26 protein-coding genes are annotated in these 24,378 nt (G+C 61.3%); 10 read left to right on the top strand and 16 right to left on the bottom strand.

Going from position 1 to position 24,378, the window contains the following annotated elements; genetic code table 11:
• Positions 1-2: 2 nt before the first annotated feature.
• Genes ACOI6Z_RS12170 through ACOI6Z_RS12155 form a run of 4 tightly spaced genes read right to left on the bottom strand, consistent with a single transcriptional unit; the run spans position 3 to position 3,060 of the window.
• Positions 3-692 carry an amino acid ABC transporter permease gene (locus tag ACOI6Z_RS12170; protein WP_065812707.1) on the bottom strand — a complete coding sequence of 230 codons (690 nt, stop codon included), beginning with the start codon at positions 690-692 and terminating at the stop codon, positions 3-5.
• On the bottom strand, positions 682-1,434 hold the full coding sequence (locus ACOI6Z_RS12165) for an amino acid ABC transporter permease (RefSeq protein ID WP_065812706.1): 753 nt from the start codon (positions 1,432-1,434) through the stop codon (positions 682-684). Before ACOI6Z_RS12165 ends, ACOI6Z_RS12170 begins: the two co-directional genes overlap by 11 nt.
• Entirely contained in the window at positions 1,431-2,249 is an 819-nt protein-coding gene (locus tag ACOI6Z_RS12160; protein ID WP_023288551.1) for an amino acid ABC transporter ATP-binding protein, read from the bottom strand. The genes ACOI6Z_RS12165 and ACOI6Z_RS12160 overlap by 4 nt, the downstream gene beginning before the upstream one ends.
• Before the next feature lies 1 nt (position 2,250).
• The gene (locus ACOI6Z_RS12155) at positions 2,251-3,060 is read right to left on the bottom strand and encodes an ABC transporter substrate-binding protein (RefSeq protein WP_002890106.1); all 810 of its coding nucleotides are present in this window, start codon (positions 3,058-3,060) and stop codon (positions 2,251-2,253) included.
• A 334-nt stretch (positions 3,061-3,394) separates the two neighbouring features.
• On the opposite strand from ACOI6Z_RS12155, the gene ACOI6Z_RS12150 reads away from it, so the two are divergent.
• The gene (locus ACOI6Z_RS12150) at positions 3,395-3,565 is read left to right on the top strand and encodes a hypothetical protein (RefSeq protein WP_002890108.1); all 171 of its coding nucleotides are present in this window, start codon (positions 3,395-3,397) and stop codon (positions 3,563-3,565) included.
• A gap of 116 nt (positions 3,566-3,681) precedes the next feature.
• On the opposite strand, the gene ACOI6Z_RS12145 is transcribed toward ACOI6Z_RS12150, so the two are convergent.
• The 5 genes from ACOI6Z_RS12145 to ACOI6Z_RS12125 are packed head-to-tail and all read right to left on the bottom strand — an operon-like array spanning position 3,682 to position 8,213.
• Positions 3,682-4,377 carry an ABC transporter ATP-binding protein gene (locus ACOI6Z_RS12145; RefSeq protein ID WP_004204908.1) on the bottom strand — a complete coding sequence of 232 codons (696 nt, stop codon included), beginning with the start codon at positions 4,375-4,377 and terminating at the stop codon, positions 3,682-3,684.
• Positions 4,370-5,152, bottom strand: coding sequence for an ABC transporter ATP-binding protein (locus tag ACOI6Z_RS12140; RefSeq protein WP_023288553.1), 783 nt, complete (start codon positions 5,150-5,152; stop codon positions 4,370-4,372). The genes ACOI6Z_RS12145 and ACOI6Z_RS12140 overlap by 8 nt, the downstream gene beginning before the upstream one ends.
• Positions 5,139-6,188 carry a branched-chain amino acid ABC transporter permease gene (locus ACOI6Z_RS12135; RefSeq protein ID WP_044521208.1) on the bottom strand — a complete coding sequence of 350 codons (1,050 nt, stop codon included), beginning with the start codon at positions 6,186-6,188 and terminating at the stop codon, positions 5,139-5,141. Before ACOI6Z_RS12135 ends, ACOI6Z_RS12140 begins: the two co-directional genes overlap by 14 nt.
• Positions 6,188-7,087, bottom strand: a complete 900-nt coding sequence (locus tag ACOI6Z_RS12130) for a branched-chain amino acid ABC transporter permease (protein ID WP_002890128.1) — start codon at positions 7,085-7,087, stop codon at positions 6,188-6,190. The genes ACOI6Z_RS12135 and ACOI6Z_RS12130 overlap by 1 nt, the downstream gene beginning before the upstream one ends.
• A gap of 19 nt (positions 7,088-7,106) precedes the next feature.
• Positions 7,107-8,213 carry an ABC transporter substrate-binding protein gene (locus ACOI6Z_RS12125; protein ID WP_072096492.1) on the bottom strand — a complete coding sequence of 369 codons (1,107 nt, stop codon included), beginning with the start codon at positions 8,211-8,213 and terminating at the stop codon, positions 7,107-7,109.
• On the opposite strand from ACOI6Z_RS12125, the gene ACOI6Z_RS12120 reads away from it, so the two are divergent.
• The gene (locus tag ACOI6Z_RS12120; RefSeq protein WP_032428606.1) at positions 8,206-8,349 is read left to right on the top strand and encodes a hypothetical protein; all 144 of its coding nucleotides are present in this window, start codon (positions 8,206-8,208) and stop codon (positions 8,347-8,349) included. The two genes, ACOI6Z_RS12125 and ACOI6Z_RS12120, sit on opposite strands and share 8 nt — an antisense overlap.
• 439 nt (positions 8,350-8,788) lie before the next feature.
• Here ACOI6Z_RS12120 and eutC read toward each other — a convergent pair whose 3' ends face one another.
• The 3 genes from eutC to eat are packed head-to-tail and all read right to left on the bottom strand — an operon-like array spanning position 8,789 to position 12,339.
• Positions 8,789-9,565 carry an ethanolamine ammonia-lyase subunit EutC gene (gene eutC / locus ACOI6Z_RS12115; RefSeq protein ID WP_023288555.1) on the bottom strand — a complete coding sequence of 259 codons (777 nt, stop codon included), beginning with the start codon at positions 9,563-9,565 and terminating at the stop codon, positions 8,789-8,791.
• Positions 9,562-10,950, bottom strand: coding sequence for an ethanolamine ammonia-lyase subunit EutB (locus ACOI6Z_RS12110; protein WP_023288556.1), 1,389 nt, complete (start codon positions 10,948-10,950; stop codon positions 9,562-9,564). Before ACOI6Z_RS12110 ends, eutC begins: the two co-directional genes overlap by 4 nt.
• Before the next feature lie 9 nt (positions 10,951-10,959).
• Complete coding sequence (gene eat / locus ACOI6Z_RS12105) at positions 10,960-12,339, bottom strand: ethanolamine permease (RefSeq protein WP_065812705.1); 1,380 nt, start codon at positions 12,337-12,339, stop codon at positions 10,960-10,962.
• 62 nt (positions 12,340-12,401) lie between these two features.
• Between eat and ACOI6Z_RS12100 the strand changes: the two genes are divergently transcribed.
• The 7 genes from ACOI6Z_RS12100 (at position 12,402) to tauD (ending at position 18,595) form a co-directional block, all read left to right on the top strand.
• Positions 12,402-12,530: a hypothetical protein gene (locus tag ACOI6Z_RS12100; RefSeq protein ID WP_072199122.1), complete on the top strand. Its 129-nt coding sequence runs from the start codon at positions 12,402-12,404 to the stop codon at positions 12,528-12,530.
• Positions 12,531-12,612: 82 nt separating this feature from the next.
• Positions 12,613-14,022 (top strand): S-methylmethionine permease, encoded by a 1,410-nt coding sequence (gene mmuP, locus ACOI6Z_RS12095; RefSeq protein ID WP_420687346.1) that lies wholly within the window; start codon positions 12,613-12,615, stop codon positions 14,020-14,022.
• On the top strand, positions 14,009-14,941 hold the full coding sequence (gene mmuM, locus ACOI6Z_RS12090) for a homocysteine S-methyltransferase (RefSeq protein ID WP_048334135.1): 933 nt from the start codon (positions 14,009-14,011) through the stop codon (positions 14,939-14,941). Before mmuP ends, mmuM begins: the two co-directional genes overlap by 14 nt.
• 240 nt (positions 14,942-15,181) lie before the next feature.
• Positions 15,182-16,144 carry a taurine ABC transporter substrate-binding protein gene (tauA, locus tag ACOI6Z_RS12085; RefSeq protein ID WP_023288560.1) on the top strand — a complete coding sequence of 321 codons (963 nt, stop codon included), beginning with the start codon at positions 15,182-15,184 and terminating at the stop codon, positions 16,142-16,144.
• A gap of 11 nt (positions 16,145-16,155) precedes the next feature.
• The gene (gene tauB / locus ACOI6Z_RS12080; RefSeq protein WP_065812704.1) at positions 16,156-16,923 is read left to right on the top strand and encodes a taurine ABC transporter ATP-binding subunit; all 768 of its coding nucleotides are present in this window, start codon (positions 16,156-16,158) and stop codon (positions 16,921-16,923) included.
• Complete coding sequence (tauC, locus tag ACOI6Z_RS12075; RefSeq protein ID WP_032453385.1) at positions 16,920-17,747, top strand: taurine ABC transporter permease TauC; 828 nt, start codon at positions 16,920-16,922, stop codon at positions 17,745-17,747. The genes tauB and tauC overlap by 4 nt, the downstream gene beginning before the upstream one ends.
• Positions 17,744-18,595 (top strand): taurine dioxygenase, encoded by an 852-nt coding sequence (tauD, locus tag ACOI6Z_RS12070; protein ID WP_023288563.1) that lies wholly within the window; start codon positions 17,744-17,746, stop codon positions 18,593-18,595. The genes tauC and tauD overlap by 4 nt, the downstream gene beginning before the upstream one ends.
• Before the next feature lie 161 nt (positions 18,596-18,756).
• Here tauD and ACOI6Z_RS12065 read toward each other — a convergent pair whose 3' ends face one another.
• The 4 genes from ACOI6Z_RS12065 to ampH form a co-directional block, all read right to left on the bottom strand.
• A complete protein-coding gene (locus tag ACOI6Z_RS12065; RefSeq protein WP_065812703.1) occupies positions 18,757-20,475 on the bottom strand; it encodes a lysophospholipid acyltransferase family protein in 1,719 nt (572 codons plus the stop codon).
• A gap of 178 nt (positions 20,476-20,653) precedes the next feature.
• Entirely contained in the window at positions 20,654-21,145 is a 492-nt protein-coding gene (locus ACOI6Z_RS12060) for an REP-associated tyrosine transposase (RefSeq protein ID WP_072013399.1), read from the bottom strand.
• A gap of 255 nt (positions 21,146-21,400) precedes the next feature.
• Positions 21,401-22,375, bottom strand: coding sequence for a porphobilinogen synthase (gene hemB / locus ACOI6Z_RS12055; protein ID WP_002890201.1), 975 nt, complete (start codon positions 22,373-22,375; stop codon positions 21,401-21,403).
• 106 nt (positions 22,376-22,481) lie between these two features.
• Positions 22,482-23,642 carry a D-alanyl-D-alanine-carboxypeptidase/endopeptidase AmpH gene (gene ampH / locus ACOI6Z_RS12050; protein ID WP_044521218.1) on the bottom strand — a complete coding sequence of 387 codons (1,161 nt, stop codon included), beginning with the start codon at positions 23,640-23,642 and terminating at the stop codon, positions 22,482-22,484.
• A 219-nt stretch (positions 23,643-23,861) separates the two neighbouring features.
• Here ampH and ACOI6Z_RS12045 point away from each other — a divergent pair, with 219 nt between their 5' ends.
• Positions 23,862-24,374, top strand: a complete 513-nt coding sequence (locus ACOI6Z_RS12045) for an isochorismatase family protein (RefSeq protein WP_072096510.1) — start codon at positions 23,862-23,864, stop codon at positions 24,372-24,374.
• Positions 24,375-24,378 lie beyond the last annotated feature (4 nt).

The following is a 24,378-nucleotide window of genomic DNA, read 5'->3' as shown; positions in this document are numbered from 1 at the left end:
CCTTACCCGGCGGCCGCGCGGCGGGTAAAGCGCCGGCTGGCCAGCAGGCTCAGACCGCAGCACAGCAGGTAGTACACCGCGCCGGTGAAGACGAAGATCGCCAGGGGATAGATTTGCACCCGGTTGTTGACCTGGCCGGCCACGGTGGTCAGCTCCGGGACGTTGACGATAAACGCCAGCGACGTGTCTTTCAGCAGGCCGATAAAGATCCCCACCAGCGAGGGCTGAACGTTGCGCAGCGCCTGTGGGAGCAGCACCAGGCGCAGCGTTTGCCCGGGGGCGAACCCCTGGGTCAACGCCGCCTCATACTGTCCTTTCGGCAGCGACTGCAGCCCGGCCAGCACCGAGTGCATCACCGAGGCGGCGGTAAACCACGCCAGCGCCAGGGTCACGGTCACCGCGCCGGGCAGATCGCCGCCGGTCAGCATCGGCAGCAGATACCACAGCCAGAAGATGACAAATATCAGCGGGATGCCGCGGATAATTTCCGCCCACAGAAACAACAGACGCCGCACCAGCCCGCCGTAGCGCCAGGCCAGGCCCGCCAGCGCAATGCCTCCCGGCAGCGCCAGCAGGGTGGCGCCGATAGCCATCAGCAGGGTCAGCGCCACGCCGCCGGGCTGGCCCTCCGCCAGTCGGCCCCACAGCAGGTAATCGAGGTTATCGGCGATCACCGCCAGATTAGCGTTCATGTTGGGCGCTCCGTTGCAGTTTTCTTCCCGGGCTGAGACGCGTTAGCGCCACGCCCATCGCCACCCCCAGCGCCAGATACAGCGCGGTGCCGACGGCAAAAGCCTCCAGGGCGTGCGCGTTATAGCTCTCAATCTGCCGCACCTGATAGGTCAGTTCCGCAAAGCCGATGCCGCTGGCCAGCGATGAGAGTTTCATCAGGTTGAGATACTGGCCGACAATCGGCTGCCAGGCGTTGGCCAGCCCCTGCGGCAGAAGGATAAAGCGCAGCTCCTGCCACGGCGTAAAGCCCTGCGACAGCGCGGCTTCCCGCTGCCCGTGGCTGACGGCGCGCAGTCCGGAGGCGATCTCTTCCACCAGAAAGGCGGAGGTAAAGACCCCCAGCCCCCACATTGAGCAGAGGAACTCCGGCGTCAGCCACCAGACGTTGCCCGGCAGAATGGACCAGGCGTGCTCGTCGTTCACCACGTTCTTCACCGCCAGCGGCAGCAGGTTCCAGGCGGCAAAGTACCAGAACAGCAGCTGGACCAGCAGCGGGGTGTTGCGAAACAGCGAGACCCACGCGGCCACCAGCCCGCGCCCCGCGCGGCCGCCGCCGAGACGCAGGGCCAGCAGCAGAACCGCCAGCGCAGTGGCGAGGAGGATCCCGGCGACGCTGACCCAGACGGTGGTGAGAAAACCAGAGATAATCCATTGCAACGGCTGTCCGCTCAGGACGCCGTGCCAGTCAAGCATCGGCGTCACTCGAGGCTCTCCTGGTGCAGCGGATCCAGCACCTTCTGCAGAAAACGCCGCGCACGGGCATGCTGCGGATGGGCGAAAAACTCAGCCGGCGGGGCGACCTCGAGAATATCGCCGCCGTCGATAAACACCACCCGGTCGGCAATTTCGCGGGCAAACTGCATCTCGTGGGTCACCACCAGCATGGTGATCCCGCTGTGGGCGAGGTTTTTCATCACCTGCAGCACTTCGCCGATCATCTCCGGGTCGAGCGCCGAAGTGGGCTCATCGAACAGGATAATCTGCGGCGAAGAGGCCAGGGCGCGGGCGATCGCCACCCGCTGCTGCTGGCCGCCGGAGAGCTGCGCCGGCATCTGCTGCGCTTTCTCCTCCAGCCCGACCTGACGCAGCAGCGCCAGCGCCCGCTCCTGTGCCGCGCTTTTTCCCCAGCCGTGGACGCGCTCCAGCGCCAGCGTGATGTTCTCCTGCGCCGTCAGGTGGGCGTAAAGGTTGAACTGCTGGAAGACAAAGCCGACGCGGCTGCGCAGCTGGCGCAAGGCGCTGCCGCTCAGCCGGCTGGTGGGTTTGCCGTCGATCAGGATCTCGCCGCCGCTTAAGGATTCGAGCTGGTTGATCAGGCGGATCAGCGTCGATTTTCCCGATCCAGAAGGGCCGAGGATCGCCACCACTTCGCCGGGATCGACCTGCAGGTTGATGGCGTTGAGCACCTGATGATCGCCGTAGCGCTTGGCCACCTCACGAAAGGTAATGCTGGCGCGCTGCAGACGTGAAAAATCCGCGGCCGGGGCCGCGGAGTGGGAGAATAAACCCGAGAACATATTATTTCGCTTCTATGGTAAAGGCGCGCGGCTGCGGCGTTTTAGTGGCAGGGCCAAACCAGACATCGTAAATTTTCGCGGCTTCGCCGGTTTTCTCCAGCTTCACCAGCTCATCGTTGACGGCCTTCAGCAGGGCCGGTTCGCCTTTCTTCACCCCCACGCCAATCTCTTCTTTGCTGAGCAGGTCGGGCAGAATTTTAAACTTGGCTTTATCCGGCGCTTCCGCCAGCAGACCGGCAAGGATGGTGCTGTCCTGGGTGATGGCCTGCACGTTGCCGTTGCGCAGGGCGGTCAGGGCCAGCGGAATATCGTCATAGGAGAGGACGCGAGCCTGCGGGAAACGCTGGTGCAGCGCCTGTTCGCCGGTGGTGCCTTTCACCGCGCCGATGCGCGCTTTGCTGTACTCATCAAGCTTATCCGGAGAGCCGGCCGGCACGAGGAACTGCTGGCCGGTGACGAAATACGGCGTTGAGAAATCAATAACCTGGGCCCGCTCCGGGGTGATGGTAATGTCGGCGACGATCAGGTCGGCTTTGCCGGACTGCAGCAGCGGAATACGGTTGGCCGGGTTAGTGGCCACCAGTTCGAGTTTGACGCCGAGCGCTTTCGCCAGCGCCTGGGCAAAGTCGACGTCGTAGCCGACGATATGGTGGGTTTTGGCGTCCACGGAGCCGAACGGCGGGTTGGCGTCAAAGGTGGCGACTTTCACGACGCCGGCGGCTTTGATGTCAGCCAGCTGGTCGGCCTGCGCCTGCGAGGCGAGCAGCAGCATACCCAGCGCCAGTGCGATTTTTGTGGTTTTGTTGCGCATATTTTTTCCCCTGAATCCCTGTTTTGTTTTGTGGACATCACGCTCCCACACATTGCCCGTCGGCGGCAAAGAAGAAAAAATTCTTATCTATAACGAAAAAGAACTTAACAAACATGTGGGTATTCTTTATGCGCTGGTAGCGTTTTACCGGCGCAGTCACGACTGCCGGGCGGCCCCTTCTTCCTCAGGGAGAGGGCCAGGGTGAGGGTGACAGGACCGGGCGTAATATGCGCCAGCCAGGATTGCAAATTCGGAATTAATATTTCCCGCGCCCGGCCAACTGTGGTTGAAATAGACCCAGGCGATTCGCTTCCCGACAGAGGAGAAAACGAAAGTGGCATTGTGGCAACGGTTAACGGGCTGGCTGGCTTTTTTGTCCAACGGTGAAGCCGGACAGCAAGATACTCAACGCGTCATGGAGGCGATCCTGCCGGTGGCCAGCCTCTACGGCGTGGACATTGGCAACGTGGAAACCCGGTGGTTCCGTCATGATAAGACATACTGAGCGACGCAGGACGCGAGAAGCCTACTGGAACGAGGTGTGCTTTGTGTAGCAAGAGACTGCCTGAGGTTGCGGCATCGCAGGAGGCGCCGCCGCAGCCCAGGCAGTTTTAACCACCCTTATCCCCCCAGATACATCCGCTTAATTTCCGGGTTAGTCAGCATCTCCCGCGCCGCGCCTGACAAGGTGATCCGGCCATTCTCCAGGACATACGCCCGATCGGCGATCGCCAGCGCGGCCGTCGCATTCTGCTCCACCAGCAGCACCGTCATATTCTCTTCGCGCAGTTGCTTAATGATGCCGAACAGCTCGCCGACAATTTTCGGCGCCAGCCCGAGGCTTGGTTCATCCAGCATCAATAACACCGGCTCGCTCATCAGCGCCCGGGCGATGGCCAGCATCTGCTGCTCGCCGCCGCTCATGGTGCCCGCCATCTGATGGCGCCGCTCCTTGAGCCGTGGAAAGAGGGCGTACATACGATCGCGCAGGCGGGTGTAGCCGGCGAGATTATTGTAAGCGCCCATGCGCAGGTTCTCTTCGATGGTCAGGTTGGTAAAGACCCGGCGTCCCTCCGGCACCAGCGCCAGCCCGCGACGTACGATCTGGTGGGTCTGGCTGCGCGAGATATCGTCGTTGAGGAAGCTGACGCGCCCGCTGGAGCGCACCAGGTTGACGATCCCATTGAGGGTGGAGGTTTTACCGGCGCCATTGCTGCCGATCAGGGTGACGATCTCCCGGTCATAAACATCGATATCGACGCCTTTCAGCCCCTGGATCACGCCGTAAAAGACCTTCAGTTCTCTGGCGTTAAGCATAATTGGCTTCTCCCAGATAAGCGGAAATGACGTCCGGATGCTGGATCGCCTCGGCCATCAGGCCGCTGAACAATGGCTTACCATACTCCAGGACCATCACCCGTTCGCACAGGCGGTTGACGAAGGGCATATCGTGCTCGATTAACAGGACGCTGAGCTGATAGTCATGGCGCATGCGGAAGATCAGCTCCGCCAGATCCTCGGTCTCCTTTGGGTTCATCCCGGCGGCCGGCTCATCGAGCAGCAGCAGCTTCGGCGAGGTGGCCAGCGCGCGGGCGATCTCCACTTTGCGCTGGTTGCCATAGCTCAGGTTCGTGGCCTGCATATGGGCGAAGTGGGCGATGCCGATGTCTTCCAGAATGGCCATCGCTTTGGCCTTCGCCGCCCGCTCGGCCGGAAAGTAGCGGCCAATGTGCAGGGCCGCCTCCAGCAGCGAGTAGCGGCTGGCGCGGTCGAGTCCAACCATCACGTTCTCCAGCACCGTCATCGAGTTAAACAGCCGGATATTCTGGAAGGTGCGGGCGATCCCGGCGTTGACCACCTGGTTGGGCTTTAGCCCCTTCAGCGAGGCGCCCGCGAGGGTGACGCTGCCGCTGGTGGGCTTATAGTTGGCGGTGATGACGTTAAAAAGGGTGGTCTTGCCCGCGCCGTTAGGGCCGATAAGGCCAAAGATCTCCGCTTCATCAACATGGAAGCTGACGTTGTCGATGGCCCGCAGGCCGCCAAACTGCATGGTGACGTCCTGCACCTGCAGGATGATTTTATTTTCCGCCATAGCTGGTGTTCCTTCTTCCCATCTGCCAAATCTCTTTTTTCCCCAGCAGCCCTTCGCGGGCGAAAAGCATGATGATCAGCAGCAGCAGGGAGAAGACCACCATTCTCAGGCCCGGATAGGCGCCGAGATCGTGACCGAAGAACTGCAGCGGCTGGTCGAGAAAGCGCAGCCACTCGCCGCTGCCGACCACCAGCACGGTGCCGAGCAGGGCGCCGGTGGTGCTGCCGAGCCCGCCGAGGACGATAATAATCAGCAGCTGGAAGGTGAGCATAAAGTCGAACAGCCCCGGGGAAATGGTGGTCAGCAGGGAAGCCAGCAGACCGCCGCCGATCCCTTCGAAGAAGGCGCTGGTGGCGAAGGCGCAGGTTTTAATGCGGAAGGTGTTGACCCCCATGGCGATCGCCGCATCTTCATCGTCGCGAATGGCTTTCATCATCCGGCCATACTTCGACCACACCAGCTGGAGGATCATGCCGGTAGCCAGCAGGGCGAACAGGCCGCACCAGAACAGGAGATGCGGCTGCTGCGGAATATCGTTCAGCCCGATGGCGCCGTTGGTGATTTGCGGGTTGTTAATGGCGAGGATCTTGATGATAAACCCGAAGCCGAGGGTGACGATGGCCAGGTAGTCGCCGCGCACCCGGAAGACCGGCACAGCGAGGCACACCGCCAGCGCCGCCGCGCACAGGCCGCTTATCAGCAGGGCGGGGAGGAAGCCCGCGTGCAGGCTGAGGATCCACGGGCTGGGGGCGGCCATTTCAAACATGTCTACCTTGCTGTCGCTGGAGAGGATCAGCAGAGCGGTGACGTAGGCGCCCACCGCCACGAAGCCGTTCGGCTCCAGCGACAGCTGGCCGGTCACGCCGTTGATCAGGTTGTAGCTGACCGCGAGGATCATAAAGATAAAAATGGTGCTGATGACGCGAACAATGTAGTCATTGAAAACCACGTTGATTCCGGCCAGCAGCGCGATACAGATGACAATAATGGCCAGGTTGCGCAGCTGCGCCCCGGCGGTGGTCGTCGCGTTGAGCATCAGAAACGGCTCCTTTCCAGACGTTCGTCGCCCATAATGCCGACCGGGCGGAACAAGAGGACCAGAATCAAGAACAGGAAGGCGAAAGCGTCTTTATAGCCGCCCAGTTCGGGGAAGATCGCCACCGCGACCACCTCGGTAAAACCGAGGATAAAGCCGCCCAGCACCGCGCCGGTGACGCTGCCGATCCCGCCCAGCACGGCGGCGGCGAAGGCCTTCAGGCCGATAAGCACGCCCATCAGGGGATCGATCGTCGGGTAGCTGATGGAGTAGAACACGCCGCCGAGCGCCGCGAGGCTGCTGCCGAGGGCGAAGACCAGGGAGATGATCCGGTTGGCGTCAATGCCCATCAGACGCACGGTGTTGACGTCAAAGGCTACCGCGCGGATCGCCATTCCATAGCGGGTGCGGTACAGCAGCCAGAGGATCGCCAGCAGCAGCAGGACGGTGATCAGCGGCACAATCCACGCCACGTTGGTAATGATGACGCTGCCGAAGGCCCGGGTCTGGTTGAAAAAGTCAGGGGCGGAGAAGAAGCGCGAGCTGCCGCCAAACAGCACATTAAACAGGTTTTCGAGGAAGAAGCTGACGCCGATGGCGGTGATCAGCATGGAAATTTTCGAGGCCTGGCGCAGCGGACGATAGGCGACCCGGTCAATCAGCATGCCAAACAGGCCGCACAGCCCGAGAGTCAGGAAAACGGCTACCCCGAAGGGTAGCCCAACCGAAGAAAATAAAAACAGCGTACTAAACGCGCCGACCATCATCACGTCCGCATGGGCGAAGTTGATCAGCCTTAGCACGCCATAAACCATCGTATAACCGATGGCAATCAGGGCGTACATGCCCCCAAGACTCATTCCATTGACCACTTGCTGGAGAAAAATGGCGCCGTCCATTTTGTAGCCTCGTCACAACTTAAGGGTTAACCACGGTACGAAACGCCAGCTTGCCATCTTTCACTTCGTTGATGACCGCGCTGCGAATGGCGTCGCCGTTCTGTAACGTCAGCGTGCCGGTCACGCCCTGGAAATCTTTGGTGGCGCGGATTTTTTCATTCACGCAGACCCGATCGTGGGGATCGCTGCACTGGTTCATGGCGTTGACGATGACGTTATAGGCGTCCGCCGCCATTGCGCCCCAGGTATGGGTCGGCTGCTGGTATTTGGCTTCCCAGGCTTTGATGAAGGTTTCCCCGGCCGGGGTCTGCTCTTTGGCGTTCGGCGAGTAGTAATCGGTGGTCATATAGCCGTTGACCGCGTCTTTACCCACATCGAAGAAGACCTGATCCGCGGCCAGACCGTCGCCGCCCACCACCGGTTTGTTGAGCCCCAGCTGTTTTGACTGGACGGCAATCAGCGCCCCTTCGGTGTAGTAGATCGGCATATAAATCATGTCGACATTCTTCGCCTTGACGCTCGCCAGCTGGGCTTTAAAGTCCTTGCTGCCGCCCGGGGCCTGTACCTCGATGGGAATGGTGCCGCCGTTTTTCAGGAACTGGGTGCGGAACGCTTTCGCCAGGCCGACGGAGTAATCGTTGCTACTGTCAAACACGATGGCGGCGGTTTTGGCTTTCAGATCGCGGGAGGCCAGATTGGCCCCGACCACCCCCTGGAAGCTGTCCGAGAAGCAGACCCGGCTGACGTACGGATGGTTGCGGGTGACGCGGTCGTTGGTGGCGGTGGAGGAGACCAGCGGCGTTTTGCTGTCGTCGGCGATCTTGGTCATCGCCAGGGTGTTGGAGGAGGTAACTTCCCCGATCACGGCATCCACTTTATCGCTGGAGACCAGCCGCTGCATGGCGTTGGCCGCTTCGACTTTGTCGCTTTTATCATCGATAACGATAAGCTTGATGGTATCGCCATTTTTTAACGTCGGGGTGATGGTCTGAATAATGTCCAGCCCTTTCTGCGACGGCTGACCATAGCCGCTGAGGGCGCCGCTCAGGGGTAATACCACCCCGATTTTAATTTCCGCTGCCTGCGCGCTGCTCGCGCCGGCCAGCGCGGCTACCAGCGTGGCCATTAAAGACGCTTTCCCGGAAAACGATTTCATTGGTATTTCTCCGTCGGTCGATTATTTATCTTTAACCATCAATGACTGCATAACATTGAGGAATAATTCGCCAGCGTATCTGGCGAATTATTGGCTGTTATGTTGAATAGATAACGAGATATATACCCTAAATAATTCGAGTCGCATGAAGGTGGCATGTGAGCGATTTCCCAGGCGCTTGCAGAAGTCAGTGACTGGGGGGAGAGAACGCAGCCAACGCACATGCAACTTAAAGTATGACGGGTATTTTTAAGGCGCTGAATTACCTTACAACGTCCGTTTCGTTTTTACTCATGCAATATTCTTATTACCTGCAGGCAAGGGCATAAGGCTGGTGACAACACGGCTTTTGATACGCTGAACGTATTTTGCCGGGGGGCGACTGGCGCCTTATCCGGCCTGGAAAAAAAGCAATATAAACCGGTTGAACGGTTTCCACAGGCTCGCGCCAGCGAAGCGCCGCCGGGCGATTTCAGCGCACCCGAATATAATATTCAGGTGCGCCAGGTAATATTAAAAATCTATTCTTCGGCTCGCGTGACTTATTATTTTAAAGGGGTCAATGGTTTTATTTTTCCATGCAGCGCCGGATTATCGCTTTCATCTTTCAGGCGCACGCCGGTAAGCCGTCGTAAAAAAGCCTGCTCCAGCAGCCAGGCCAGTTTAAAGGCGGCGGCGTCATGGCTCAGCCCTTCCGGGCGAATATTGGAGATACAGTTGCGCTCTGACTCCAGCCGCTGCCGATGGGGCTGCCAGGTGAGGTAGACGCCGAGGCTGTCCGGCGAGGAGAGGCCCGGTCGTTCGCCAATCAGGATCGCCACCGCGCGGGCTTTCAGGGTTTCGCCAATATCATCCCCCAGCGCCACCCGCGACTGATGGGCCAGCACCACCGGCGCCAGGCCGATCCCCAGCGTCTGCAGCCAGGGCAGCAGGGCGCGGATCAACGGCACCGCCTGACGCTCTACCGCCCAGGAAGAGAGGCCGTCGCCGATCACCAGCAGCAGGTCGGCGGGGCGGACGCCGCTGGCGGCGAGGTCGGCGCGACTCTCGTCGGCGAGCTGACGCCCGAGATCCGGGCGCCGCAGATAGGTATGACGGTCCGGCGCGGCGCTGTGCACCGTCAGGGTGTCGAGGCCGAGCGCCGCCAGCGGCGCCACCAGCTGCTGGCTGGCGAACGGCTGATGAATGGCGTCCCGCGCTCTGGCGTGGGCCAGACCAAAGTTAAGGACTTCGCGGGTCGGCAGGCTGGCGCCGCTGCGGCCCAGGGCGATCCGCGCATCGGTAAATTCACGCAGCGGGTTCCAGGCGTCGGGACGGTTCATACGGGGGCTCCTTGCGGCAGAACGGACAGCAGCGGATGGCGGGCGTCGGTGAGCCGCAGCGCGCCGTGCGGATCGATAATTTGCATCTTCGCCAGCCAGTCGGCGAACTCCGGGGCATGCTTTAAGCCCAGCAGACGACGGGCGTAGAGCGCGTCATGGAACGAGGTGCTCTGGTAATTAAGCATGATATCGTCCGCCCCTGGCACGCCGATCAGGAAGGTGAGCCCGGCGGCGCACAGCAGGGTCAGCAGGGTGTCCATATCATCCTGATCCGCTTCCGCATGGTTGGTATAGCAGACGTCGCAGCCGATCGGCAGGCCCATCAGTTTGCCGCAGAAGTGATCCTCCAGCCCGGCGCGAATAATCTGCTTACCGTCGTAGAGATACTCCGGACCGATAAAGCCGACCACCGTATTGACCAGCAACGGTTCAAAGTGGCGGGCGACGGCGTAGGCCCGCGCCTCGCAGGTCTGCTGGTCGACGCCGTGGTGGGCGTTGGCCGACAGGCAGCTCCCCTGGCCGGTCTCAAAATACATTACATTGTTGCCGAGGGTGCCGCGACCGAGGCTGAGGGCCGCCTCGCGGGCCTCCTGCAGCATGGCAAGGTTGATGCCGAAGCCGCTGTTGGCCGCTTCGGTTCCCGCCACCGACTGAAACACCAGATCCACCGGCGCGCCGCGCTCAATCAGCTGCAGCGTATTGGTGACGTGGGTCAGAATGCAGGACTGGGTGGGAATGGCGAAGCGCTGGATAATATCGTCCAGCATCACGTTCAGCTGCGCCAGCACCGGTAAGCTGTCGCTGGCCGGGTTGATGCCGATCACCGCATCCCCGGCGCCGTACAGCAGTCCGTCGAGCATACTGGCGGCGATGCCTTTCAGGTCATCGGTGGGATGATTGGGCTGCAGGCGCACGCTGAGGTGGCCGGGCAGGCCGATGGTGTTGCGAAAGCGCGTCACCACCTGACATTTGCTGGCGGCGAGGATCAGATCCTGATTGCGCATCAGCTTGCTTACCGCCGCCGCCATCTCCGGGGTGATAGCGCGGGCGACCCGCTGCAGCGTGGCGGTATCGGTGGCATCGTCCAGCAGCCAGTCGCGGAAATCGCCGACCGTCAGGTGACGCAGGGCGGCAAAGCCCTGCGCATCATGGGTGTCGAGGATCAGGCGGGTCACTTCGTCCTGCTCGTAGGGGATAAGCGGGTTGTCGAGAATGTCGGTCAGCGGCACCTCGGCGAGGGTCATTTTCGCCGCCATCCGCTCTTCGGCCGAGTGGGCGATAACGCCCGCCAGGGCGTCGCCGGAGCGGGCCGGCGACGCTTTCGCCATCAGCGTTTTCAGACTATCAAAGCGCCATACCTGGCCCGATAGCGTGGTTTTATACATGCCGCCTCCTCAGGAGACCGTGCGCAGTTGAGGATCCAGTGGCGCCCGTTCACGGGCCGCTGCGGTTTTGCGGAACCACAGGTAGCCGCCGAGCATCATCGCCGCGAAAATCAGCGCCAGCAGCAGGTTATACCAGACCATCGCCACCAGGCAGATCACCGCCATGCCGAGGGCAAAGGCCGGCGCCAGTGGGTAGAGCGGCGCGCGGAACGGACGGATCAGCTTCGGCTCGCTACGGCGCAGTTTGAACAACGCCGCCATGGAAGTGATATACATAACAATAGCCCCAAATACCGACATGGTGACGATGCAGGCGGTCAACGGCATACCGCTGATGGTGATCAGCGAGTCGGAGAAGATCGCGGCGATACCCACCACGCCGCCGGCGAGGATCGCCAGATGCGGGGTGCGGGTGCGGCGGTTGAGGGAGGCCAGCCCGGCGGGCAGATAGCCGGCGCGGGCGAGGGAGTAGATCTGCCGCGAGTAGCCCATAATGATGCCGTGGAAGGAGGCGACGAGGCCAAACAGCCCCAGCCATACCAGCATATGCAGCCAGCCGCTGCCGTTGCCCACTACCGTCTTCATCGCCTGAGGCAGCGGGTCGTTGATATTGGACAGCGCGCGCCAGTCGCCGACGCCGCCGGCGAAGACCATCACGCCGATCGCCAGCACCGTCAGCGTCAGAATGCCGCCGCCCAGGGCGCGCGGAATGGTGCGCTGCGGATCTTTGGCCTCTTCGGCGGCCATGGAAGCCCCCTCAATGGCGAGGAAGAACCAGATGGCGAACGGAATGGCGGCGAACATCCCCGGCAGCGCCAGGCCGCTAAAGCTTTCCGCGCCCGCCCAGCCGTTGGCGGTGAAGTGGCTCCAGGAGAAGCCGGGGGCGACCACGCCCATAAACACCAGCAGCTCGAAGATGGCCAGCAGGGTGACGATCAGCTCGAAGGTGGCGGCGATGCCGACGCCGAGGATATTGAGCGTCATAAAGATCACGTAAGCGCCGCAGGCGACCCACTTCGGATCCAGCGCCGGAAACTGCACGTTGAGGTAGGCGCCGATGGCCATGGCGATGGCCGGCGGGGCGAAGACGAATTCAATCAGAGTGGCAAAACCGGCGATAAAGCCGCCGGTGGGCCCGAAGGCGCGGTAGGCGTAGGCGAAAGGGCCGCCAGCGTGCGGGATGGCGGTGGTCAGCTCGGTAAAGCTGAAAATAAAGGCGCAGTACATGGCGGCGACCGCCAGGGCGACGACCATAAACCCCATCGTGCCCGCCTGCGACCAGCCGTAGCTCCAGCCGAAGTACTCCCCGGATATCACCAGTCCGACGGCGATCCCCCATAAACGAAAACTGCCGAGCGTTCTTTTTAAGGTGGTGGTGTGCTCTGTCATACGTGTTGCCTCGCCAGATAGAAAGGTTCTGAACGACAGGCTGCAAAGAGAGTGCCAGAACGTTGTCCGCCGCGATGAGGCGCCAGCCCGTGGCGCGCTCACCGGCGCTGCGCAAAAATGGGGCAGGCTGCACGCTGTCGGCGCGCGACCTGGTGCAGCGGCTTTGCTTTTTCCGCGGTGGCACGGTATAACACTTCTTCTTTTGGATGTTTAGATGTCTATACGTTTATACGCATCATGGCCCGGGCAAGCGGGCTGGCGTGAGAAAATAAAATGCAAAGCACAACACAACAACAAGGTGGGCAACTGAAGCGCACCATGAAAACGCGCCATCTGATCATGCTGTCGCTGGGCGGCGTGATTGGCACCGGCCTGTTCTTTAATACCGGCTATATCATCTCCACCACCGGCGCGGCCGGAACGCTGCTGGCGTATCTGATTGGCGCCCTGGTGGTCTGGCTGGTGATGCAGTGCCTCGGCGAACTGTCGGTGGCGATGCCGGAGACCGGCGCCTTCCACGTTTACGCGGCGCGCTACCTTGGCCCGGCGACGGGCTATACCGTGGCGTGGCTCTACTGGCTGACGTGGACGGTGGCGCTGGGTTCGAGCTTCACCGCCGCCGGCTTCTGTATGCAGTACTGGTTCCCGCAGGTGCCGGTCTGGATCTGGTGCGTGGTGTTCTGCGCGGTGATTTTCGGTCTTAACATCATTTCGACCCGCTTCTTCGCCGAAGGCGAGTTCTGGTTCTCGCTGGTGAAAGTGATCACTATCATCGCGTTTATTATTCTCGGCGGCGCGGCCATTTTCGGCATCATTCCGATGCAGGATGGCTCCCCGGCGCCGGGCCTGCGCAATCTCACCGCCGAAGGCTGGTTCCCGCACGGCGGCCTGCCGATCCTGATGACCATGGTGGCGGTGAACTTCGCCTTCTCCGGGACGGAGCTTATCGGCATTGCCGCCGGAGAAACGGAAAACCCGCATAAGGTCATTCCGGTCGCCATCCGCACCACCATCGCCCGGCTGATTATTTTCTTTATCGGCACCGTGTTTGTGCTGGCGGCGCTGATCCCGATGCAACAGGCGGGGGTGGAGAAAAGCCCCTTCGTGCTGGTGTTTGAAAAGGTGGGCATCCCTTACGCGGCGGATATTTTCAACTTCGTGATCCTGACGGCGATCCTCTCGGCGGCCAACTCCGGCCTGTACGCTTCCGGGCGGATGCTGTGGTCGCTGTCGAACGAGAAGACGCTGCCGGCCTGCTTTGCCAAAGTCAATAAACGGGGCGTGCCGGTGACCGCGCTGTCGGTGAGTACGCTGGGCGGCGTGCTGGCGCTGTTCTCCAGCGTGGTGGCGCCCGATACGGTGTTTGTGGCGCTGTCGGCGATCTCCGGCTTTGCGGTGGTGGCGGTGTGGTTGAGCATCTGCGCCTCGCACTTTATGTTCCGCCGCCGCCATCTGCAGCAGGGTAAGGCGCTGAGCGATCTGCAGTATCGCGCCCCCTGGTATCCGGTGGTGCCGATTCTGGGCTTTGTGCTGTGCCTGGTGGCCTGCGTGGGCCTCGCTTTTGACCCGAGCCAGAGAATTGCGCTGTGGTGCGGGATCCCCTTTGTGGCCCTGTGCTATGGTGCCTGGTATCTTACTCGTTCACGGAAAATGACTCAGGAGCCTCAACATGTCGCAGACTAATCCGTTTACCGCCCTGCTTGCCGCCCAGCCTTTTGTGCTGCTGGACGGCGCCATGGCCACCGAGCTGGAGGCCCGCGGCTGCGATCTGGCTGACAGCCTGTGGTCGGCGAAAGTGCTGCTGGAAAATCCGCAGCTGATCCGCGATGTGCATCTCGACTACTTTCGCGCCGGAGCGCAGGTGGCGATCACCGCCAGCTATCAGGCCACTCCCGCCGGCTTTGCCGCGCGCGGCCTGGATGATGCGCAGTCCCGGGCGCTGATCGGCAAAAGCGTCGAGCTGGCGCGCAAAGCGCGCGAGGCGTACCTCGCCGAGAATCCGCAGGCCGGCACGCTGCTGGTCGCCGGTTCGGTGGGGCCGTATGGCGCCTTTCTCGCCGACGGCTCGGAGTATCGCGGCGATTATCAGCGCAGCGCGGCAGAGTTCCAGGCCTTCCACCGCCCGCGCGTCGAAGCGCTGCTGGATGCGGGCGCCGACCTGCTGGCCTGTGAAACCCTGCCGTCATTCGCCGAGATCCAGGCCCTGACAGCCCTGCTGCAGGAGTATCCCCGCGCCCGCGCCTGGTACTCCTTCACGCTGCGCGACGCCGAACATCTCAGTGATGGCACGCCGCTGCGCGAGGTGATGGCCGCCCTGGCGGATAACCCGCAGGTGGTGGCGGTGGGCATCAACTGTATCGCGCTGGAAAATACGCCCGCGGCGCTGGCGCATCTGCACAGCCTGACGGCGCTGCCGCTGGTGGTCTATCCTAACTCCGGCGAACATTATGATGCGGTGAGCAAGACCTGGCACCATCATGGCGAAGCCTGCGCCAGCCTGACGGATTATCTGCCGCAGTGGCTGGCGGCCGGGGCGAGGCTGATCGGCGGCTGCTGCCGCACCACGCCGAAGGATATCGCTGAGCTTAACGCGAAGCGCTGAGTTTTGTGCCGGGTGGCGCTGCGCTTACCCGGCCTACACCTTGCGCGATCTGTAGGCCGGGCAAGGCGTAGCCGCCACCCGGCGCCAACCCTCTGCCGCCAATCCACCGCGCAAAATCAACTATCCTTTCCCGCTTTTGTTCTAAAAACGATTCGCTATTAGCCAGAATTTTTAATTACTTCATCTCCATCCTGATGCCGGAAATACTGCACCTATAACAACTCAGGGGAAGCAGACATTATGGCATTCACATCGCGAATTACTCTTCTGGCGGCACTGGCCGTCGCCGCCTTCCAGGCGCAGGCGGTCAATGTGACCGTGGCGTATCAAACCTCCGCTGAGCCGGCGAAAGTCGCCCAGGCGGACAACACCTTCGCCAAAACCAGCGGGGCGACCGTCGACTGGCGGAAATTTGACAGCGGCGCCAGCGTGGTGCGCGCCCTGGCCTCCGGCGATGTGCAGATCGGCAATATCGGCTCCAGCCCGCTGGCGGTGGCCGCCAGCCAGCAGGTGCCGATTGAAGTGTTCCTGCTCGCCTCAAAGCTCGGCAACTCCGAAGCGCTGGTGGTGAAGAAAAGCATCACCAAACCGGAAGATCTGATCGGCAAGCGCATCGCCGTGCCGTTTATCTCCACCACCCACTACAGCCTGCTGTCGGCGCTCAAACACTGGGGCATCAAGCCGGGCCAGGTGCAGATTATTAACCTGCAGCCGCCGGCGATTATCGCCGCCTGGCAGCGCGGGGATATCGACGGGGCTTACGTCTGGGCGCCAGCGGTTAACGAACTGGAAAAAGAGGGCAAGGTGCTGACCGATTCCGCGCAGGTCGGGGAGTGGGGCGCACCGACCCTCGACGTCTGGGTGGTCCGTAAGGACTTCGCCGAGCAGCATCCGGAGATCGTCAAAGCGTTTGCTAAAAGCGCCATCGACGCCCAGCAGCCCTACATCGCCAACCCGGATGAGTGGCTGAAGCAGCCGGACAACATCAGCAAGCTGGCGCGCCTGAGCGGCGTGCCGGAAGCCGATGTCCCGGGGCTGGTGAAGGGGAACACCTACCTGACCGCCGCTGAGCAGGCGCAGGCGCTGAACGGGCCGGTCAATCAGGCCATCGTCGATACCGCGCGCTTTCTGAAAGAGCAGGGCAAAGTGCCCGCGGCGGGAACCGATTATCGTCAGTACGTTACTGACCGTTTCGTGAAGTAAAGGAGGCGGCGATGCTGCAAATCTCGCATCTTTCCGCCGACTATGGCGGTAAACCGGCGCTGGCGGATATCAACCTGACGCTGGAGAGTGGGGAGCTGCTGGTGGTGCTGGGGCCTTCGGGCTGCGGTAAAACTACCCTGCTGAACCTGATTGCCGGATTCGTGCCCTATCAGCACGGCAGCATCACCCTCGAAGGTCAGCGGGTGACCGGGCCGGGCGCAGAGCGCGGCGTGGTCTTCCAGAACGAAGGCCTGCTGCCATGGCGCAATGTGCAGGATAACGTGGCGCTGGGGCTGCAGCTGGCGGGCGTGGATAAAGCGCAGCGCCGGCAAGCGGCGGCGCAGATGCTGAAAAAAGTCGGCCTCGAAGGGGCGGAAAAGCGCTTTATCTGGCAGCTGTCCGGCGGTCAACGCCAGCGGGTGGGCATCGCCCGGGCGCTGGCGGCGAATCCGCAGCTGTTGCTGCTGGATGAGCCCTTCGGCGCGCTTGACGCCTTTACCCGCGAGCAGATGCAAACGCTGCTGCTGACCCTCTGGCATGAGACCGGCAAACAGGTGCTGCTCATCACCCATGACATTGAAGAGGCCATCTTTATGGCGACCGAGCTGGTGCTGTTGTCGCAGGGGCCGGGGCGGGTGGTGGAGCGGCTGCCGCTGGATTTCAGCCGCCGCTTTGTCGCGGGCGAACCCTGCCGCAGCATCAAATCCGACCCGCGGTTTATTGAACAGCGGGAATACATTCTGAGCCGGGTGTTTGACCAACGGGAGGCTTTCTCATGAGCGTGGTACTGAACGACAAACCGCGTCAACTGACGCTGAAGTGGCGCTGGCCGCTCTCCCGTCAGCTCACCCTCAGCGTGGCGACCCTGGCGGTGTTGCTGGCCGTCTGGTGGGCGGTCGCGGCGCTGCAGCTGATTAGCCCGCTGTTTCTGCCGCCGCCGGGCCAGGTGCTGCAGAAGCTTATCACTATCGCCGGGCCGCAGGGCTTTATGGATGCGACGCTCTGGCAGCACCTGGCGGCGAGCCTGACGCGGATCGTTATCGCTCTGCTGGCGGCTGTGCTGATCGGCGTGCCGGTGGGGATCGCCATGGGGCTCAACTCAACGGTGCGCGGGATCCTCGATCCGCTGATCGAGCTTTATCGGCCGGTGCCGCCGCTGGCCTACTTACCGCTGATGGTGATCTGGTTTGGCATCGGTGAAACGTCGAAGATCCTGCTGATCTACCTGGCGATTTTCGCCCCGGTAGCGATGTCGGCGCTGGCGGGGGTAAAAAGCGCGCAGCAGGTGCGGATTCGCGCCGCCCGTTCGCTGGGCGCCAGCCGGGCGCAGGTGCTGTGGCTGGTGATCCTGCCCGGCGCGCTGCCGGAGATCCTCACCGGGCTGCGCATTGGTCTTGGCGTCGGTTGGTCAACGCTGGTGGCCGCTGAGCTGATCGCCGCCACCCGCGGGTTAGGGTTTATGGTGCAGTCCGCCGGCGAGTTTCTCGCCACCGATGTGGTGCTGGCGGGGATCGCGGTGATTGCCATTATCGCCTTTTTACTGGAACTGGGTCTGCGCGCGCTGCAGCGGCGCCTGACGCCCTGGCATGGAGAAGTACAATGAGTGAACGTCTGAGCATTACCCCGCTGGGGCCGTATATTGGCGCGCAGGTGACCGGGGCGGATTTAACCCGTCCGTTGAGCGACAACCAGTTTGAACAGCTGTATCACGCGGTGCTGCGTCATCAGGTGGTATTCCTGCGCGAGCAAAATATCACCCCGGCGCAACAGCGCGACCTGGCGCTGCGGTTTGGCGACCTGCATATCCATCCGGTCTACCCTCACGCCCCTGGCGTGGAGGAGATTATCGTCCTCGATACCCACAACGATAATCCGCCGGATAATGACAACTGGCATACCGATGTCACCTTTATCGACACGCCGCCCGCCGGCGCTATTCTGGCGGCGAAAGAGTTGCCGACGACCGGCGGGGACACTCTGTGGACCAGCGGTATCGCCGCCTGGGAGGCGCTGTCAGAGCCCTTCCGGCAGCTGCTGAGCGGCCTGCATGCGGAACACGATTTCCGTAAATCGTTCCAGGAGTATAAGTACAACCACACGGAAGCCGAGCATCGGCGCTGGCAGGAGGCGGTGGCGAAGCATCCGCCGCTGCTGCACCCGGTGGTGCGTACCCACCCGGTGACCGGCAAGCAGGCGCTGTTCGTTAACGAAGGCTTTACCACGCGGATTGTCGATGTGACCGAGAAAGAGAGCGCGGCGCTGCTGAGCTTCCTCTTTGCCCATATCACCAAACCGGAGTTTCAGGTGCGCTGGCGCTGGCAGCCGAACGATGTCGCTATCTGGGATAACCGGGTAACCCAGCATTACGCCAACGCCGACTATCTGCCGCAGCGGCGGATCATGCACCGGGCGACGATCCTTGGCGATAAGCCGTATTACCGGGCGGGGTAAGGCTTGTATCAGCCGCGAGCCGCGGAGAAAAGCGGATGCTGCATTGCCCGCTGCTTCCCGGAGGCGGCGCCTGACGCGGCTTTTCCGGGCTACCGAACCGTCGGAAACGGTGAACCGTAGCCCGGCTAAGGCGCAACGCGCCGCAAGCCGGGAAAAAGCGTTTATGCCGATTTTTGCGCACCCAGATGCGCGCCAATATAGCGCTGATAGCGATTCGCCTTCAGGTAGGTGAGATCCACCAGCACCAGACCATCCACGCAGTTATTGAAATCCGGATCGCTGCCGAAATCGATAAACTGCACTCCGCCCGGCTCGCACACTTCCGAGTACTGCTTATACAGCGGCGGGATCGCGCAGCCGAGATTGCCCAGCAGGGACTTCAGCCGGGCCAGGTCGTCGTTGTAATCCTCCCCGCCAAACTGCGCCAGCACGTCGGGCAGCGACGCCGGATAAGGGCGACGCGACTCCGCCAGCGGATGCGTCGCCGGGAACCACAGCCGGTAGAACGCCACCAGCAGATCGCGAGCGGCGGGCGGCAGCCCGCCAGAAATCGACACCGGGCCAAACAGATAGCGATAGTGCGGATAGCGCGCCAGATAAGCGCCGATGCCGGACCACAGATAGTCCAGCCCGCGTCGACCCCAGTAGCGCGGCTGGATAAAGCTGCGCCCCAGCTCAATGCCGTGCTGCAGGATGTCGTCCATCCGCCCGTCGTAGTGGAAGATACTGGAGCTGTAGATCCCCTCCAGGCCGCGCTTTGCCAGCTGTATGGCCGTCGGCATAAAGCGGTAAGCGCCGACGATTTCCAGATCTTCTTCATCCCACAGGATCAGATGCAGATAATCGTCGTCATACCGGTCGATATCCCGCCGTTTGCCGCTGCCTTCCCCGACCGCGCGGAAGGCGATTTCCCGCAGGCGTCCCAGCTCGCGCAGCAGCGGCGCCTCCTCCTGGCCGTTGCGCTGCCAGAGGTAAATCACTTTGCCGTCGGCGGTGCGGCCCAGGCATTCAGCCTTGTGCAGTTCGCGTTTAAGCCGCGCCCGGTCTTCCGGACGGGCGATGGCGCTTTCGGTTTTAAACCGCCCCGGCAGCCCTTTGCGCAGCTGGTCAAGGTGCTGATAGCAGCGGCCGGTAAGCTCGCGAGCGCTGGACTGGGCATCGAACCAGCTCGACCAGGGGATCTGCTGGCCGATACGCACCGGCAGGCTGCTGTTGCGCCGGCGAAACATCTGTTGCATCAGCAGGAGCAGCGGCAGGTTGTCGGAGACCAGGGTGCTGGCGTAAAACAGGGCGCTGTTGTGGGCGTTAATCCACGCCGGCAGCAGCGGGGCGCGATATTTTGCCGCCAGCTTAATAAAGCCCGAGTGCCATTTTTTATCGCGGATGCCGCGACGGGTGAGGCGGGAGACTTCCCCCGCCGGGAAGAAGATCAGCACCCCGCCGGCCTGCAGCTGCTGGTCCATCTGCTGCAGCGCCGTTTTAGCGGTGCGGCCATGAATATTATCCACCGGGATAAACAGCGAGCTCAGGGGCTCAAGATGGGTGAGCATGCGGTTGGTGACCACTTTGACATCGCGGCGCACGCGGGATACCGCATACAGGAGCGCCAGGCCATCGAGGGTGCCGGTGGGGTGGTTGGCGATAATGACCAGCGGGCCATATTCGGGGATTTGTTCGAGATCGTGCGCCGGGATAGCGCAGCGGATATTGAGGTATTCCAGCACCTGTTCGACCGTATCAAGCCCCTTCAGGTGGCGGTGACGGTCGGCAAATTGTTGAAACTCTTCCTCATAAAATAGCTTTTTTAACAGTTTCTTTTGCCAGGGGGCGGGCCTCGCCTGAGGCCACAGGTCATCGAGTACGTTGTCGAGACTAAACATAGTGGCTCCTCCTCCGTCCTGCCCAGACAGTAGAAGGTAGAGATGTCGTTCAGATTACAGTTGGGTGAAGTTTCGCTCGCAGCGGGGGAGGTTTCCCGGATAGCGGCTAACGCCTCATCCGGGCTACGGTTGGCGCCGATTTGTAGCCCCGGTAAGCGTCAGCGCCACCGGGGAGAGGCTATCGGCGTTCACCGCAGCTAAGATCAAAGCTATCGCCAGCCCAATTTGGGGGATATAGCCCGCGCTGGACATCGCGATGAAAGGTTGAAAATGGCCAATCGATCACCCGGGTGACCCAGCCATGCTTAAGTGGATTGATATGGATGTAATCAACGTGTCGGCGGTAATCATCTTCATCGCGTATGGCATGCTCCCAGAAGCGCGGTTGCCAGAGGGGTTGTCGTTTTAACGTTCTGGTAAAACAGCCTTTGATATCTCTCCAGCGTGAAGAAAAATCGTCATCATTATGAGGTAGTGTCCAGATGCAATGCAGATGTTCAGGCAACACCACCCAGGCATCAATAATAAAGGGGCGATGTTGTTTAACAACAGCGACAGAGTAGCGCAATAATTCTATGTTTTCAGTTAGGTGCATGCTTCTACGGTCTTTAAGGTTAACAGTGAAGAACCAGGTTCCCCCCTTAATGTAATAACGTCGATAAGCCACCACAGGATCTCCTGGAATTCGGTATTTATGATGTGGTTTAACACGTTAGAAGGCGAAATCCGGTACGCCAAGGAGAAGGCGCAGAAGGTGGAAAGCGGCGCGCAAAGTTTTAGCTACAGATATTGGTTAGCGCCTGTCCCCGGATAGCGGCGCAAGCGCCTTATCCGGGCTACGGTGTGGTGGTCGCGATAAATACAGCGCACCGGGGATGAGGTTTGGTAGCCCCGGTAAGCGCAGCGCCACCGGGGAGAGGGAGGCTTAACGGAGGATTTTTTTCTCGGCCAGGTCGAGGGCGAAATAGCTGAAGATCAGGTCGGCGCCCGCGCGTTTGATCGCGCCAAGGCTTTCCAGAACCACTTTCTCTTCATCGATAGCGCCCGCCTGGGCGGCGAATTTGATCATCGCGTACTCCCCGCTGACCTGATACGCGCCGAGCGGCAGATCGCTGCGCTCGCGGATATCGCGCAGAATATCCAGGTAGGCGCCAGCCGGTTTCACCATCAGGCAGTCGGCGCCCTGGGCTTCATCGAGCAGCGACTCGCGAATGGCTTCCCGGCGGTTCATCGGGCTCATCTGATAGGTTTTACGATCGCCCTTCAGCGCGGTACCGGCCGCTTCGCGGAACGGGCCGTAGAAGGAAGACGCGAACTTGGTCGAGTAGGACATGATCGCCGTATTGGTGAAGCCGGCAGCGTCCAGCGAGCGGCGAATCGCCTGCACCTGACCATCCATCGCGGCGGAAGGGGCGATGAAGTCCGCGCCGGCGGCGGCGGCGACAACGGCCTGTTTGCCGAGGTTTTCCAGGGTCGCGTCGTTGTCCACCCCGTGGTCGCACAGCACGCCACAGTGGCCGTGGGAGGTGTATTCGCAGAAGCAGGTATCGGACATGACGATCATCTCCGGCACCGTAGACTTACAGATCCGCGACATACGCGCCACCAGACCATTTTCATTCCAGGTATCGCTGCCGGTGGCGTCAGTGTGATGAGAAATGCCAAAGGTCATCACCGAGCGAATGCCGGCATTGGCGATGCGTTCGATCTCGCGCGCCAGATATTTTTCCGGAATGCGCATCACGCCGGGCATGGCCTCGATCGCTTTGTAATCATCAATTTCTTCTTCAACAAAGATCGGCAACACCAGGTCGTTCAAACTCAGTGTTGTCTCTTCAAACAGGGCGCGCAGCGCAGCGGATTGACGCAGGCGGCGGGGGCGAGTGATTAAATCTGTCATGGTTTGCCTGATTTTGTGAAATGAAAGACGGTAGTGTAACTGAAATGGCAGCGGGATGTTTCGCCAAAACGATCGTTATGTCGCATCGGCGAAACCTCCCCCGGGCTTACTGGCTGGCCGTCTGCATGTTGGGCTGCGCGCCGCTCAGCTCGCTGACCAGGTCGTTGATGCCATCGCTCATATTGTTGAAGCGGGTTAACGGCGAGCGGGTTACCACCACAAAGGCGCCGACGTTAGCCTGCGGATTCATCGCCATATAGGTGATAAACCCGCCGCCGCCGCCGGTTTTCTGAATAATCCCCGGATGGCCATTCTTCGGCTTCATATACACCCAGCCAAGCCCCAGCGCGTCGGCGCGGCCCGGCACGTCCATACCGATCACCCGGGTCAGCTGGTTACGCTGATAAATCAGCGTCTGCATCCGGTCGGCCTGCTGGCCGCGGGTATAGAAATCGGATGACAGGAACTGCTGCATCCAGCGCATCATATCCCCCGGCGTCGAGTAGACTCCGCCGCTGCCGATCGCCGCCAGGGTGTTGTTGCACGGGCTGGCGCCTTTTTCCGGGATCATCAGCCGCTGGCACTGGTCCGGCGACGGGGTAAAGGTGGTGTCCTTCATCCCCAGCGGTCGGGTGATCTGCTCTTCAAATAGCTGCGGATAAGGTTTGCCGGCGGCGGTGGAGAGCGCGTCCGCCAGCAAATCGAAGGCCAGGTTGGAGTAGGCCGCCTGCGAGCCCGGCGCGGTCTTCAGGGTCGCGGTAGAGAGCCAGCTCCAGCGCTGCTGGCGGGTCGGCCAGACAAACACCGGGCGATGGGCGGCGCCGCCAGGCTGTTCGCGCGGCAGGGCGCTGGTATGGGTCGCGAGATTCACCAGGGTGATCGGTTTTCCCTGCCAGTCAGGCACCCGAGCGCCCGGCGGGGCGTATTTGCTCAGCGGATCGTCGAGTTTCACCACCCCCTGGTCGAGCAGCTTCACCAGCATCTCGCTGGTCATCAGTTTGCTGAGGGAGGCGATACGGATCACCGAGTCGAGCTGCGGGTGCTGATTATTCCCGGGGCGAGTTTCGCCAAAGCTGCGAAACACGCGCTGATTGCCATCGATCACCACCAGCGCCATGCCGGTGGCGCCGCTGCCGTAGTAGATATGATTGGCGTAACGATCGACCACATCCGAGGCGAAAACCGGGTCAACGGTGGGCTGTGCGGCCTGCGCCGAGGTCCACGACGCCGCGCACAGCGCAGCAAAAATGAGCAAACTACGTTTCAACGGAAATCATCCATTAAATAAATAAAAGAGAAGAGGGTATTTATACTACGAAGTGGCGCAGAACAAAGCGGGATTCACGACATTCCTGCAGGAAAAAGGTAACGGTGCGTAAAAAAGACTTTTTTACGCTTTCGGATATCGGCTTTTTTCGCCGGCGCGTATGATGACCGTTTGGCTGAAGGTTCGCGGGAGAAAACAATGGCGGCTCAACGGGTAGTGATGGTCGTGGATATGCAAAACGGCGTGTTCGCCACGCCGCGTCTGGCGCGCGAGCGCTGCGTCGCGCAAATTAATCGTCTGGTGCGCGCGGCGGATAAGGTCATTTTTATTCAACATGATGAGGCCGGCGGCCTCGAAGCCGGCAGCGAAGGCTTCGCCCTGCTCCCTGAGCTGGAACAGCCGGCCGGCGCGCTCTATGTCACTAAAACCGCCTGCGACGCCTTCTACCACACCTCGCTGGAGCAGGTGCTGCGGGAACACGACATTCAGCAGTTTGTCATCTGCGGTTGCGCCACCGACTACTGCCTCGACACCACCATTAAAAACGGCGCCAGCCGCGGATACGGCATTGTTATCGCGGAGGATGCCCACACCACCGCCAACCGCCCCGCCGCGCAGGCCGCGACGCTCATCGCCCACTACAATGAGGTGTGGCGTACGCTGACCGTTCCTGGCAATCCTTTACAGGTGAAACCCACAGAAACAATTCTGCACGCCTGGCAGCAGAACTAAGCTG

This window comes from Klebsiella sp. C239 (genome assembly GCF_048822715.1).
GTDB classification, from domain to species: domain Bacteria; phylum Pseudomonadota; class Gammaproteobacteria; order Enterobacterales; family Enterobacteriaceae; genus Klebsiella; species Klebsiella quasipneumoniae.
The sequence above is the reverse complement of the archived record's forward strand: the minus strand, read 5'-3'. Positions and strand labels throughout refer to the sequence as shown.